Below are 13,739 nucleotides of genomic sequence, written 5' to 3'. Positions count from 1 at the left end.
TGATGGGTTTTGTAATAAAAATTCACGCAATGAGATTTTAGCAGATACCGTTATTAATTTCGAGCAATATGATGATTAGTGAAAAATCAAATCGCATTTTTGAACAAGCAATTGAAAACTACCACATCTTTGATTCCATCGATTGTCCCTTCAGCAACCCTTATCCAAGACACACCTTGGAGTACCTCTTATATAAAAAGTGTTGGATCGATACGATGCAATGGCATATGGAGGATGAAGTACGTGATCCGAATATTGATCCGGCAGTTGGACTGGAATGGAAGCGCCGGATTGATGAATCCAACCAGCTGCGCACCGACACGGTCGAGCTTATTGATCATTATTTCGTCCGCTATTTTGCAAACGTAATCCCGCACCGGGACGCGAGGATCAATACCGAAAGCCCGGCTTGGGCCTTGGACCGCTTGTCGATCTTGTGCTTGAAGATCTATCATATGCGCCAAGAAACCGAAAAAATTGATGCTTCTCCTCAGCACATCGCTTCCTGTATGGAGAAACTGATGATATTGCTCCGGCAGCATGAAGACCTCTCGTTGAGCATCAATGAGTTGCTTGAAGATATCCGCACCGGAAAAAAATACATGAAAGTGTATAAACAAATGAAGATGTATAACGACGCGACGCTTAATCCGGTGTTATACACCGCGAGGAAGTGATGGAACGGAACATCGGCTCCCGGCTATTGGTATTTCGCTTTTCAGCAATGGGAGACGTAGCGATGGTTGCGAGTGTATTGCGGGAGCTGGTCGAACAGCATCGTCAGATGACCGTGGTGATGGTTAGCAGAGAGGCGTTTAAGCCCTTTTTCGTGGACATTCCCGGCATCATTTTTCATCCATTTTCCACGCAGCTCCATCGGGGAGCGTGGGGATTATACCGGCTTTTTCGGGAATTGCAACAATATACACCAGTTGTCGTGGCCGACCTGCACTTCAATATCCGAAGCCGGGTACTTTCGTTGCTTTTTCGCCTGAGCGGGGTCACCGTACGGCGATTGGACAAAGGCCGAAAGGAGAAAAGGGCGCTCACCCGACCTCGACGCAAAGTCATGAAGCCGCTTAAACCCACTTCTGAGCGCTACGCAGATGTATTCAGAAGGCTGGGTTTTCCGATCACCTTGAGCCACCGCCTGCAGCCTTGGCGGCAGATCCTTCCCCCAATGGCGGAACCATTATTTGCCGATCACGCCACCAAGATTGGGATTGCGCCGTTTGCCAAGCACCTTCCTAAAGTATATCCGCTTGACCGGATGGAAGCGGTAATTGCTGATCTCGATCAGCACGGCCGATCCATCTTCATTTTTGGGGGCGGTCCAGACGAACAGCGGATAGCCGAGGCGTGGCAGCAGCGTTATGCACATGTGAAAAGCTTAGTAGGGCAGTTTTCCTTGCAAGAGGAACTGGCTATCATCTCCAACCTGGACGTGATGCTCAGTATGGATTCGGCCGGCATGCATATGGCTTCGCTGATGGGGGTGCGTGTGCTATCCATTTGGGGTGCGACCCACCCCTACGCTGGTTTTTTAGGGTATGGCCAGCGCATGGACGATTGCATCCAGGTGGCGCATCCTGCACGGCCGAGTTCAGTGTATGGCAACAAGCCCTGCATCTGTGATGGAAAGGACAGTATGATGCTGATTCCCCCTGAAATGGTGATCGGTAAATTGCGGGAAATCGGGTTATGAATATCGGATACGAGGCGAAACGGGTATTCCATAACCGGACCGGGCTGGGCAACTATGGACGGGACTTGATCCGCATATTGCGCGAATATCACCCGGAACATACCTATTATCTGTACAATCCCAAACCAGCACGTGATCAGCTGTTTGCGTCCGACAGCGCCAATGTCATCGAACGGCTTCCCCGAAGTGGTTTTGATCGGACGTTTTCCAATTGGTGGCGACAGCGAGGGGTGGTGGGCGACCTCAAGCAGGACGGTATTCAGCTTTTTCATGGGCTTTCGGGTGAATTGCCCATGGGCTTATCGGGGCAGCGAATTAAGCAGGTGGTGACCATACATGACCTCATTTTCGTGCGCTATCCAGCGCTATACTCGTTTATCGACCGTACGATTTATTTCCGAAAATTCAAGCATGCTGCGCGCCACGCTGACCGTATCGTAGCCATCAGTGAGCAGACCAAGCGGGACATCGTCGAATTTCTGCACGTAGCGGACTCGAAAATCGACGTGATCTATCAAGGGTGTCACCCGGCATTTAAGCAGCGATATACAGATGCAGCGAAGCAGGCTGTTCTGGAAAAATATAAGCTGCCCGGGGATTTCATGCTGAATGTAGGCACCATCGAAGCACGCAAAAATGTCTTATCGGTCATCAAGGCCATGGAACGGATCGACATGCCTTTGGTGGTTGCCGGTAGACCGACACCATACCTCGATGAACTAAAGGGGTATATCGAAACGCGGGGAATGTCCAAAAAGGTGTTATTTATTCACGGTGCCTCGGTCGATGAATTGGCTAAGCTGTATCAATCGGCACTTTTGTTTATATACCCCTCTTTATTTGAGGGATTCGGCATTCCGATTATCGAAGCCTTGTATGCTGGGGTGCCCGTCATTACGTCCCGAGGAGGATGCTTCCCCGAAGCTGGCGGTCCGCATTCACGGTACGTGGCGCCCGACGATCTCGAGGAAATCGCGCAGGCGATTGAAGCGGTGCTCGGTGATTCAGCCTTACGGGACTCGATGATTGATCAGGGTTTTGTCCATGTGCAGCAGTTTGATGATGCGCGTATTGCCGGTCAGATGGCGAGGTTGTACCGGGAGGTGTGAAGCAGTGGAACCAAGCGTTCGGGCCCTCACGCCTTGGTTCCCAGTGCCCCAAAAAGGATACCGTCGGGGGCAGCCCAGCCGGAGCGGCTTCGACGGATCCGCCGCCCCGAATTGTATTTGCCGTTCCTTTTATCTAAGTTTGCCCTTGCAAATAGCAATCAATCAACAATGGGAATTCCTTCATGAATATCAGCCTAATCATTTCGGTGTACAAGAACGCCCTATTCCTGAAAACAGTTCTTGATGCCCTACATTTTCAAACGGTACTTCCCGATGAAATCATTGTCTCCGAAGACGGGGATAGTCCAGAAATGCGCGATTTCCTTTTAAACTACGACAGCGGTAAACTCAATATCGTCCATTTGACGCAGGCGGACCAAGGTTGGCAAAAAAACAAGGCCTTGAACCGGGCAATTGTGGCCGCTTCGTATGAATACCTGATTTTTATCGACGGCGATTGCGTGCCGCACACCCGTTTTATCCAGAACCACCTTCGGCTGTCGCACCCCGTTCATATCCTGGCCGGAAAACGGGTTAAACTCGGACCCTTATATAGTGAAAAGCTGCGGCATACGCCGTTGCCCCGCTTCCAGCAAGGATTGGTTTGGCAAATGGCCCGGATGCAAAAGGATGGCGCTAAATTTGCGGAAGAGGGATTGTACTTTCCATTGAACAACGTGACGAAGGCCGCTATATGCCGTTTCGGAATCAGTTCGATAAAAGGATGCAACTTTTCGTGCTATAAAGCTGCGATATTAGCGATTAACGGATTTGATGAAGATTATGTGCGCCCAGCTGTCGGTGAAGATGATGATCTTGTTTGGCGCTTTCAAGGGTTGGGATATCAGGTGGTTTCGGTCAAACATTTCGCCATCCAGTACCACCTATACCATGCAGAAAGCTGGACATCGAGGGAAGAAAACGTGGCACTGCTCCGTGAGAAGCAGGCATCCGGGCAGTATCGTTGCCTGAATGGGATTGAAAAACTATCATCTTGAAGAACGTCATCTACACGGCCATATTTGGAGATTATGAAGGCCTGCTTCCCCAGAAGCAGCTAGCGGGATGGGATTTTATCTGTTTTACCGATAATAAGCAGCTACAGGCTGCCCCCTGGCAGGTGGTGTTGGTCGAACCGCCGGTTGCTGGGGACAACGTACGGAGCAGCCGGTATGTGAAGATCAATCCACACCTGTTTTTAGCGGAGTATGAGATCAGCATTTTCATCGATGGCAATTTTTTAGTCATCGGCAATGTGGACCAGCTGGTGGAGACTGTGCTGTCCGACGGTGTCATCGCGTGTTTTGACCATAACCAGAATACACGCGATGCAAGGGACTGTGTATATGTGGAGTACGCGGCCATCAAGCAGCTAGCAGAAGAACGCGGTGTGTACAAAGACGATCCTGAGGTGATGGAGCGGCAGATGGCATTTCTGAGGGCTGAGGGCTATCCCGAGCATAATGGATTGGTGTATTCGGGCGTATTGCTGCGGAAGCACCATGACCCGCAATTGATAAGCGCGATGGAAGATTGGTGGTACATGGTGAAGCACTACAGCAGGCGGGACCAGCTAAGCTTTGACTATGCGATGTGGAAAAACCAGCTTACTTATCAGGTGATTCCCGGAGATTCACGCCGGGGGAATGGGTATTTTTACATGCTGGGCGCCCACCGGAAGGACTGGTCGTCTAAGCTACTGAAATTTCGCTTGAAAAGCCTTCTGGGATTAGTAAAAAGGAATGGATAATATCGAGAAAAGCGGCATCATTAAGGCCATTGTGATCACGCCGGTGAAGGACTCCATCGAACAGACGCTGGAGACCATCAAGGCTGTCCACGCCAGCGCAACAGCTGTCCGCCATTTGGTATATAACGACTTCAGTTCCGCCGAGACAAAGGCGGCACTCGAACAACATAAGGCGCTATACGGATACGAGCTGTTCCACCTCGAAGAGATGACCAGCCACCCTTCGCCAAACTACCGACTGGTGCTTCAGGATGCCCAGCGATGGGCGTTGCGCGAAAAGCGACCCCTGATCATTGTCGAATCGGATGTCGTGGTCAGGACCGATACGTTCGATCAGCTGCTTGAACACGCTCGCCAACACCCTAATTTAGGTCTTGGGGGCGCCATTACGGTAGATGAGCAAGGGAAGGTCAACTTTCCCTATCTGCGATTCAAAAACCTGCCCACCGGAGGCCGCAGCATGGAAACCAAAAAGAGCCTTAGCTTTTGCTGCACGCTGATATCGATCGACTTCTTACGGAAATACGATTTTGCCGAGTTGAAAGAAACCAAGGACTGGTTTGATACGTTTATCTCGTATCAGGCTACGGAAATGGGATTTAAAAATTATTTGCTGTACGGCACCCCTGTGTTACACAAGCCACACGGCAGCAGGCCCTGGAAGCAATTGAAATATACCAACCCGCTTAAATACTATTGGCTGAAGCTCCTGAAAAGGAGGGATAAAATATAACCACCTGCTTATGATCCCATTGGTGTCCGTCATCATTCCGTTTTACAACATGCAGGAATTCTTGGTCCAAACCATTGAATGGGCGTTGGAATCGACCTATTTGGCTACGGAGATCATCCTGGTAGATGATGGCTCGACGGACGATTCGGGCGTAATTGCCAAGGGCTATGCGGAGCGTTTTGAGCAGGTGTCATTTCTGCGGCAGGAAAACCAGGGCGTCTCGGTAGCCCGTAATCATGGTATCAGCTATGCGCGCGGGGCATATATATTGCCGCTGGATGGCGATGACCGGATATGCGCCACCTTTATCGAGGAAGCCGTGAAGGTGTTGGAAGGCCGACCCGAGGTGAAAGTGGTGACCGCCGAGGGCGAGTTTTTCGGTGACAAAGCCGGTCCGCGTAAGTTGCCGGACTTTGACATCAACTTACTTGCACGCAAAAACATCCTGCACGTGAGCGCCTTGTATCGGAAGTCGGACTGGGCGGTGGCGGGCGGCTATTGCGGGGAAATGAAAGGAAGGGAAGATTGGGATTTTTGGATCGCCATGCTAAAGGATGGCGGCGATGTGGTAAAACTGCCGATCGTAGGCTATCAATACCGGATCAGGCCCAATTCCAAAAGGATACGGACCCGCAAATTAAAACGGCAGATAAACGATTTACTTAATAAGCGGCATGCCGGGTTTTTCAAGCGGACGCTAGGGGGACCATTACGCATCCATCGCACGTGGTCCAAGCCGTACAACAAGTTGCTTGCTTTTTTGGGATTATTGGAATAATAGTTGACTGATGTAACGAAAGCGGCATTTCGTTCGTTATTTCAGTAACTGTCTGAACGGATAAGATACATGAATATTGCATTGTTGATTTCCACGTACAACTGGCCCGAGGCGTTGGATCTGGTGTTGAGGAGTGTCGTGCGCCAAAGCCAGCAACCGGATGAAGTGCTCATCGCCGATGATGGCTCGGATGACCGTACGGGCGAGCTCATTGGCCGGTTCGCCGGCCGATTGCCGATCAAACATGTATGGCACGAAGACGAGGGGTTTCGCAAGAGCATCATCCTCAACAAGGCGATCCGGCAGGCGACCAGCCCCTATATCATCGAGATAGACGGCGACATCATCCTGCACAAGCATTTTGTGAAGGATCATTTGAAAGCCGCCGAGCGCGGGTACTTCGTGCAAGGGAGCCGGGCGATGATCGGCGCGCGAAAATCAACGGAAATCTTGGAATCAAAGCAATTGGATTTTCATGCGTTGACAGCAGGCATGCATACTCGCTTCAACGCCATCAGGTTTCCGCCGCTATCCGGCCTCTTCAAAACAAATCCGCAAAGCTCTGATAATGTAAAGGGCTGTAACTTGGCTTTTTGGCTGGATGACTACAAGAAAGTGAACGGATATTACAACGGTTTTGAGGGCTGGGGCTGGGAGGACTATGAATTTGCGGAACGGTTGATTAACGCAGGCATACAGAAAAAACGCCTGAAATGGGCTGCCGTCGGCTATCACATTTTCCATCCGCTGAACTCCCGGGGTAATTTCGAACCCAATGAAATGATTTATCGGGAGACGGTGAAGGAAAAATTGGCGTATCGGGAGCCGGGGTACGCATCGTAATGTCAAACAAAAGCGAATGAACAATAAGGGGTTAGTGTCCGTTGTGATACCCAACTACAATCACGGAGCATTTCTGGAACAACGCATCCGCTCGGTGTTGGACCAAACCTATACACTGTTTGAAATCATCCTGTTAGACGACTGTTCTTCAGACGGTAGTCGCACGATTATCGAAAAATACAGGGATTATCCTCAGGTGTCGCATGTGGTAATCAACGAGCGGAATTCCGGTAGTCCATTTAAACAATGGATAAAAGGCATCGAATTAGCCAAAGGAGAGTTTGTCTGGATTGCCGAGAGCGATGATTGGTGTGAGCCAACCTTTTTGCATCATTTAGTGGAGGGCATACAGCAGGATGACCGTTGTGTAATCAGCTATTGCCAGTCTTATTGTGTGAAGGGAAACGAAATCAAATGGCAATCGTCACACCATCAACTTGTCGAGATGGTGGAAGGGGATAAATTTATCCGCACGTACCTGTGTCCGAACCCCGCAATATTTAATGTGAGCATGGCCATTTGGAGGCGGAAGCATTTTGAATTCATTTCAAAGGATTTTCTGAATTATAAGTTCAGCGGCGATTGGGTATTTTGGATCGCGTTATCTAAAACAGGAACCGTGTGTGTCAACGGCCGTTTGTTGAACTACTTCCGAAAACACCAAGCGGATGTGAGTACCGGCGCCTACGGTAGCGGCTTGAACTTTGTGGAGGGTCTGTCCATCCTGAACGGGATGTACATCGGTGATCTCATTGATAAACCGCGTTATGAACGTGCATATAAGAAGAATTTCAAGGAATTTTGGCCGGTCAGGAACGCGATTAATCCCGCGACAAGGCAAGAAATCGTACGCATGTTCAAAAATCCGTTGACATCAAAAACGTTGTTTTACAAAATCTGGCTAAGTGCAGCATGGAAACACCTGAAAGGGAAATAACGGGGTACGATCAACATTTAGGTAACGGAATTTCTGTTGTCTTGTGTACCCATAATGGAGCCTCTAAATTGCCCGAAACGATCAAGCACTTGAGTGCACAACAGGTTCCTAAAGAGATTCCTTGGGAGGTCATTTTCGTGGATAATCATTCGTCGGATGATTCGATGGCGGTGGTACAAGGCGAATGGCACAAACAACAGGTAGCACGTGTACCTTTTCGTTGTTTTGAAGAAAACAGGCCTGCCAAATATTTTGCATTGCAAACCGCTATTACGCACGCGCGTTACCGTTATTTTGTGATTTGTGATGATGACAATTGGTTTGACCCGCAGTACATCGAGCGGATGTATACCTTGCTAGACACTCATCCCGAAGTCGGTGCCGCCGGTGGACAGGGCATTCCCGTAACCGAAGAAGGGGTGGTGTTGCCGGACTGGTTTTCGGAATACAGTGAAGGCTATGCCGTCGGCAAGCAGGGCAGCGAAACCGGTTATGTTACCAAGCGTGGGTATTTATGGGGAGCCGGCTTAGGTTCGAGAACAGCCGTGTACAGGGCGTTTTATCAGCGATATCCTTCTTTTTTGTTTATGCATGACGATTCAAGCATCCTCACTACAGAAGATACGGAATATTGCCTTCGCCTTATTCTTCGAGGATATGAGCTGTACTATGATGAAGCATTGAAATTCCATCATTTCATCCCTAAAGAGAAGTTGTCCAGAGCATACATGCATGCCTTGTATAAAAAGAATCACGAAGGATTTGTCATCACGGGGAAATATTATCTGGCCATTAAATTATACAAAAAAAATGGACGTATAAAGCCATTAAGCCGGTTGAGGTTGAAAATATTAACACCAATACGTTTATGGTTGGCCCGGACGGAAAAAAGACGGATTAGGGAAAAAACGATTCTGGCTTACTTGTTTCCGTCTAAACAACGGGGAGATACGGTGGCTTCGCATATTGTGGATTTTCTTAAAGACAGCGAGCTCCCGAGGTTTTAAAAAGCTTTACCAACTTTAAATAGAGGTATGCCATCATGGCTGAAATACCGGGGCCGATCTCCCCTTTCCTGATCAGCAATTTTCCTGTTTTTCTGAAGATCCCTTTATAGCCAATGAATGCGGGCGAGCTGAGTTTGTGCCGGTAATAACGGATGATATTTTCCCATTTTTCGTTTTCGAATCGTTCGTCAACACCGACGGTACTGATACCCCCAGTTGTGAAAACAGCCATTATTAGCGGTGTGTATTCGGTTTTGTAATGCGCAAAACAGCGTAGATTGAGATCGAAATCCGCGCAAATTGGATAAATTAGTTTGAATCGGAGACCGTCTTCAAAAATTCTGCGATGGTAGAGGATGGATTGGTGGCTTAAGTTTTGGACAAACAGGGTTGCCAAATCCGTCTCACCCCTGTAAATCGTTCCATCTTTTATCCAATGGCTATCTCCCGATATGATGACGTTTCCGTAAACAAGATCGGCGTCTGTTTTTTGTACAACGTTGCTGAGGGATGCGAGAGTGGAACGCTCAAATAAAAGATCGTCGCTGCCGAGGAATAAGATCCATCTGCCCGAAACCCTATCCAGAGCGCTGTTCATCGCATCGTAAACACCCCGGTCTTTTTCGGAAAACAGTTTAATTCTGTCATCTCCCCATGCCTGTATGATACTGGCTGTTTTGTCCGAAGACAACCCATCCTGTACAATGATTTCGAAATCCCCAAATGTCTGGTCCAATATACTGCTTATGCACGAGTGGATCGTCTGTTCTGATTGGAAAGTAGGGATGATGATGGAAAATAACGGATCACTCATTTACGGAAGATGTTTTTTAAGCGTTTGGTCCATGAGGGTTTGCGTTGCTCAAGGAAGTTTTTTAAGATTTCACGATCTTCACCCATCGGCTGTTCGAATTCGTCGATACGCTCACCGATGAACTGGTGTTCGGTACGTCTTTCTGGAAACGGTTTGCCGCCAAAAAACTCATCGTGGAGCGTTTGGGAATGCTGAAAGTCGGTGTAAATCTGTTGTAAAAAGGCTTGGTCTATACCGTAGTAAAACTCCTTACCTCGTATGAAATCTTTGATAACCTTGTCCATTGATATGACATTACCTTTTATCCCCCACATGCCCGCAAGGATAGCACGCCTGTCTGCTCCGAAGGGAATCTCATGATACGGGTGGTCCCGCATGACATGAAGGATGCGGTCTTCCTTGATCCATTCTTCAACAGCCTTATACTCCCGTTTGGTCAATCGGGAGTCTGTATCCCGGAAAACCACATGTCCGCAATCTGGAAAATCACTTGCTAAAAAACGCCAAAATGGACCGTATATCTTACTTTCCGACATATCTATTAACCGGACGCCGCGGTTGGTCAACGCATTCAGAATAGGCATCGGTACCGTTTGGTCGTAATAAACCACCACATGCCACCCTGGATAAATCGCCGGTGCAAGCTCGGCATTACGGACAGCACCCAGCGTATAATGCGAAACATCTCCCCAAAGGCTAAAGGCAATGTACTTGTTTTTGCGGACTTCCATCGTATTCAAGAGATCAAATTTAGGGAAAGGAATTAAAATGGCTACATTTGCATTGGTCTATAATTGCTGGTCTGTTGGAACAAGAAGAAAATCAAGGTATTCCGTTGGTTTCTGTATTGATGCTGGCTTACAATGTGGAGCGTTTTGTCGGTGCATCTATCCAAAGTGTGTTAGACCAATCGTTTGGGGATTTCGAACTGATTATCTACAATGACGGGTCTACCGACGAGACAGCTGCTGTCATCAGGCAGTACCCCGACCCCCGGATCAGGTTTTACGATCAAGCCGAAAACAAGGGACTAACCTATGCCCGCCAGGCGACATTGGCCGCCGCCCGCGGTAAATACGTCGCCATTCTGGACAGCGACGACATCTCGATTGCCGGTCGTTTGGAGAAACAATACCGGTTTTTGGAAGAACACCCGAATGTGGTGCTTTGCGGAGGAAATGCATTGCTGATGGATGAGGCGGGTGAGGTAAGCGGTGAACTTTTGCACAGGCCGTATCATGGCGGGGAGTTGAAGGTACGCTTTTTCTTCAATAATATTTTTGTCAATTCCAGCGTCATGTATCGAAGGGAGCTGGCGGTGCAGGTGGGGGGGTATCGGGAACGGGCTCCTGCAGAGGATTATGATCTCTTTGTGCGGTTATCAGACAAGTATGATATCCACACCTTTAATGAACCGCTGGTTTATTATCGTATACATGCGGAAAATAGTTCGCAGACCAAGCGGGACGTGGCAATAATACAACTGCGCCAGATCAAGGACGAACAATTAAGTTTGCTGGGAGTTGATTCGCAGAAATATGGCCCCCTCTTCGATGCCCTTTTATGGTGGAGACTCAGCGACTATTCGATTGGAGACTTTTTGGAGTTATTAGCCGAATTAAAGTCGGCAAACCGTATTTCGGGGAAGTTGCCAACTGCATGGTTTGAAAAAGAGCTTTATGCCCGCTGGTATGACCTGGTGATGAATACCGTGCCGAAAAAACAGGCAGCGATATGGTTGACAAAAAAGGAACTTTTTGAACGATCATTGTTAAATTTTAAACAGAAAAGAAGGATTGTGAAGCTTTGGCTAAGGTCTTTATTTTAACGAATCAATGGATGTTTAGACGATTTTGGAAAAGGAAAACAAGGGGAGCCGATCGAGTTGCGTTACCCAAAGCGTTTTTAGCGCATTATCAAGCGATTGAAAAACAAGCGGAAAATACGGCTCGTCGATTCCGATTAGATCCGTCATTGTTTTATCCCTGTTTTGATGAAGCAACGAGCGAGACGGAATTTGATAGGCATTATGTGTACCATCCTGCTTGGGCCATGCGGATCGTAAAAGCACTGAACCCGGCACAGCATGTCGATATTTCGTCGACCTTGCATTTTTGCTCCATGTTGTCTGCTATCGTTCCTGCCGCTTTTTACGACTATAGGCCTGCCGATCTGGTGTTGGATAATCTCACTTCTTCGTTTGCCGATCTGACAAAGCTGCCTTTCGAGGACGGCAGCGTCGAATCGATTTCATGCATGCATACCGTAGAACACATAGGTCTAGGGCGTTATGGCGATCCGTTGGATTACGACGGAGACCTGAAGGCTATTTCGGAGCTTAAACGGGTAGTCGCTCCGGGCGGCTCCCTGTTGTTTGTCGTGCCGCTGGGTCGCGAAAGCGTGATTTGCTTCAATGCACACCGGATTTATGATAAGGTGCAGGTGTTAAACCTATTTTCGGACATGGAACTAATGGACTTTACATTGATTCCAGAAGACGGGAAAGATGGGGGTTTGGTCGTTGATCCGCCTGATGAATTATTGCAGAAACAATTTTATGCATGTGGTTGCTTTTGGTTTAAAAAGCGGGAGCTTGCATTATGAAAATCGTCAAATTTCTGGGTGGACTGGGCAATCAACTATTTCAATACGCATTTTATGAAGGGTTGCGCCAAACATTTGGAAAGGTGAAGGCAGATTTAAGCGGGTTTGAAAACTATGGCCTGCATCAGGGATTTGAATTGGAAAAGGTGTTCGGCATCCAACTGCGCGCGGCTTCGAAAGTTGAAATCCAACTATACACGCCCGACAACCGGGCTTGGGCATGGCGAAAGTTGAGACGCCTGTATCGTACGAAAGACGCTTACTATGAAGAAAACCCGTTGTTTGGATATGACCAGTCGATCTACCAGGATAAAAGAAACCGCTATTACTGGGGCTATTGGCAAAATATTCGATACGTAACACGCGTAGCGGATACACTTCGAAGGGATTTCAGCTTTCCGGCACTCACCGATGAACGAGATCAGCATCTTGCAGGATTAGTCGCGTCCAATGCGTCTGTCGCCGTACACGTAAGAAGGGGAGATTACCTCACAGACCCTTATCTGGGCGGGATTTGCACCGATGCCTATTATCGACAGGCTATTGATTATATGAAGCAACATATCACTACGCCATTATTCGTTTTTTTCTCGAACGATATCCAGTGGTGCAGGGAGAATTTCCGGCACCTGGATGCCGTATTCGTCGATTGGAATACGGGTAAAAACAGCTTTCGCGATATGCAACTGATGAGCCTATGCCAGCATTATATCATCGCCAACAGCAGCTTCAGTTGGTGGGGGGCCTGGCTCAACCATTCACCATCGAAAATAGTGGTCAGTCCGGCAAAGTGGATTAATATGGAACAGCTTGATGTATCGGGTGTGATATTGCCGGAGTTTGTGGTGTTCTAGTTCGTATGGGATGTACAGGACGTAACGATAAGCAAAGGGCATGATTGTTGCCACCTGTTAGCGAAAAGGAGCTACACATGGCCAAACATTTATTCATCATCCGGCATGCGAAATCCGACTGGAGGTTTGATGTGAGTGACGTTGAGCGGCCACTCAATTCGCGTGGGTTTAACAACGCGCCAAGGATGGCGGATCGATTGCACCGATATGATATCCAACCTCAGCAGCTGATCAGCAGCCCGGCAAAACGAGCCATCACCACGGCGCAGATATTCGCTGAACACCTGCAGGTGCCGGTGATGGCGATTAAAACCGATCGCCGTATTTACGAGGCCCAACCGAATACATTGCTTAACATCATCAATGAGTTGGACAACCAATACGACCGTGTGGCCCTTTTTGGGCATAATCCGGGCCTGACCTCCATCATCAACTACCTGACGAATGATGATTTCGAAAACCTTCCTACCTGCGGCATTGTGCATATCCGGTTTGATGAAACGGACGATTGGGCATCGGTAAGCGGCGGCAGCGGGACGAACGTCTGGTTTACATACCCACGGATGGAAGATGAGTGATCAATGACCCTGCCGGTCGATTGGGCA

Annotated in this window: 16 protein-coding genes; 14 read left to right on the top strand and 2 right to left on the bottom strand. The window is 48.5% G+C overall.

All coding sequences use genetic code 11. The features are described from left to right. Positions 1–71 precede the first annotated feature (71 nt). The 10 genes from ACMGDE_RS11835 to ACMGDE_RS11790 all read left to right on the top strand — a co-directional run bounded on the left by ACMGDE_RS11835 (position 72) and on the right by ACMGDE_RS11790 (position 8,862). Positions 72–677: a DUF4254 domain-containing protein gene (locus ACMGDE_RS11835; RefSeq protein ID WP_436833123.1), complete on the top strand. Its 606-nt coding sequence runs from the start codon at positions 72–74 to the stop codon at positions 675–677. After that, positions 677–1,705 carry a glycosyltransferase family 9 protein gene (locus ACMGDE_RS11830; protein ID WP_436832993.1) on the top strand — a complete coding sequence of 343 codons (1,029 nt, stop codon included), beginning with the start codon at positions 677–679 and terminating at the stop codon, positions 1,703–1,705. Before ACMGDE_RS11835 ends, ACMGDE_RS11830 begins: the two co-directional genes overlap by 1 nt. Continuing rightward, a complete protein-coding gene (locus tag ACMGDE_RS11825) occupies positions 1,702–2,814 on the top strand; it encodes a glycosyltransferase family 4 protein (protein WP_436832992.1) in 1,113 nt (370 codons plus the stop codon). Before ACMGDE_RS11830 ends, ACMGDE_RS11825 begins: the two co-directional genes overlap by 4 nt. Positions 2,815–2,996: 182 nt before the next feature. Further along, entirely contained in the window at positions 2,997–3,812 is an 816-nt protein-coding gene (locus ACMGDE_RS11820) for a glycosyltransferase (protein WP_436832991.1), read from the top strand. Further along, on the top strand, positions 3,809–4,564 hold the full coding sequence (locus ACMGDE_RS11815; RefSeq protein ID WP_436832990.1) for a glycosyltransferase domain-containing protein: 756 nt from the start codon (positions 3,809–3,811) through the stop codon (positions 4,562–4,564). The genes ACMGDE_RS11820 and ACMGDE_RS11815 overlap by 4 nt, the downstream gene beginning before the upstream one ends. Next, positions 4,557–5,297: a hypothetical protein gene (locus tag ACMGDE_RS11810; protein WP_436832989.1), complete on the top strand. Its 741-nt coding sequence runs from the start codon at positions 4,557–4,559 to the stop codon at positions 5,295–5,297. Before ACMGDE_RS11815 ends, ACMGDE_RS11810 begins: the two co-directional genes overlap by 8 nt. Before the next feature lie 10 nt (positions 5,298–5,307). After that, positions 5,308–6,075 (top strand): glycosyltransferase family 2 protein, encoded by a 768-nt coding sequence (locus ACMGDE_RS11805; protein WP_436832988.1) that lies wholly within the window; start codon positions 5,308–5,310, stop codon positions 6,073–6,075. A gap of 69 nt (positions 6,076–6,144) precedes the next feature. Continuing rightward, a complete protein-coding gene (locus ACMGDE_RS11800; RefSeq protein ID WP_436832987.1) occupies positions 6,145–6,918 on the top strand; it encodes a glycosyltransferase family 2 protein in 774 nt (257 codons plus the stop codon). A gap of 16 nt (positions 6,919–6,934) precedes the next feature. After that, positions 6,935–7,855, top strand: a complete 921-nt coding sequence (locus tag ACMGDE_RS11795) for a glycosyltransferase family 2 protein (protein ID WP_436832986.1) — start codon at positions 6,935–6,937, stop codon at positions 7,853–7,855. Then, positions 7,831–8,862, top strand: coding sequence for a glycosyltransferase (locus ACMGDE_RS11790; RefSeq protein WP_436832985.1), 1,032 nt, complete (start codon positions 7,831–7,833; stop codon positions 8,860–8,862). The genes ACMGDE_RS11795 and ACMGDE_RS11790 overlap by 25 nt, the downstream gene beginning before the upstream one ends. Here the strand turns inward: ACMGDE_RS11790 and ACMGDE_RS11785 are convergent. Both ACMGDE_RS11785 and ACMGDE_RS11780 read right to left on the bottom strand, forming a co-directional pair. Then, positions 8,834–9,676, bottom strand: a complete 843-nt coding sequence (locus ACMGDE_RS11785; protein WP_436832984.1) for a glycosyltransferase family 2 protein — start codon at positions 9,674–9,676, stop codon at positions 8,834–8,836. The two genes, ACMGDE_RS11790 and ACMGDE_RS11785, sit on opposite strands and share 29 nt — an antisense overlap. After that, positions 9,673–10,407 carry a hypothetical protein gene (locus tag ACMGDE_RS11780; RefSeq protein ID WP_436832983.1) on the bottom strand — a complete coding sequence of 245 codons (735 nt, stop codon included), beginning with the start codon at positions 10,405–10,407 and terminating at the stop codon, positions 9,673–9,675. The genes ACMGDE_RS11785 and ACMGDE_RS11780 overlap by 4 nt, the downstream gene beginning before the upstream one ends. A 74-nt stretch (positions 10,408–10,481) precedes the next feature. Here ACMGDE_RS11780 and ACMGDE_RS11775 point away from each other — a divergent pair, with 74 nt between their 5' ends. From ACMGDE_RS11775 to ACMGDE_RS11760, 4 genes are all read left to right on the top strand, one after another. Next, positions 10,482–11,504 (top strand): glycosyltransferase family 2 protein, encoded by a 1,023-nt coding sequence (locus ACMGDE_RS11775; protein ID WP_436832982.1) that lies wholly within the window; start codon positions 10,482–10,484, stop codon positions 11,502–11,504. Positions 11,505–11,515: 11 nt separating this feature from the next. Continuing rightward, positions 11,516–12,280, top strand: coding sequence for a DUF268 domain-containing protein (locus tag ACMGDE_RS11770; protein ID WP_436832981.1), 765 nt, complete (start codon positions 11,516–11,518; stop codon positions 12,278–12,280). After that, complete coding sequence (locus tag ACMGDE_RS11765; RefSeq protein WP_436832980.1) at positions 12,277–13,134, top strand: alpha-1,2-fucosyltransferase; 858 nt, start codon at positions 12,277–12,279, stop codon at positions 13,132–13,134. Before ACMGDE_RS11770 ends, ACMGDE_RS11765 begins: the two co-directional genes overlap by 4 nt. Before the next feature lie 77 nt (positions 13,135–13,211). Further along, complete coding sequence (locus ACMGDE_RS11760) at positions 13,212–13,712, top strand: SixA phosphatase family protein (protein ID WP_436832979.1); 501 nt, start codon at positions 13,212–13,214, stop codon at positions 13,710–13,712. Positions 13,713–13,739 lie beyond the last annotated feature (27 nt).

Source organism: Parapedobacter brassicae, assembly GCF_051400755.1.
GTDB lineage: Bacteria > Bacteroidota > Bacteroidia > Sphingobacteriales > Sphingobacteriaceae > Parapedobacter.
Note: the sequence above shows the minus strand (reverse complement) of the source record. Positions and strands in the feature narration are given on the sequence as shown.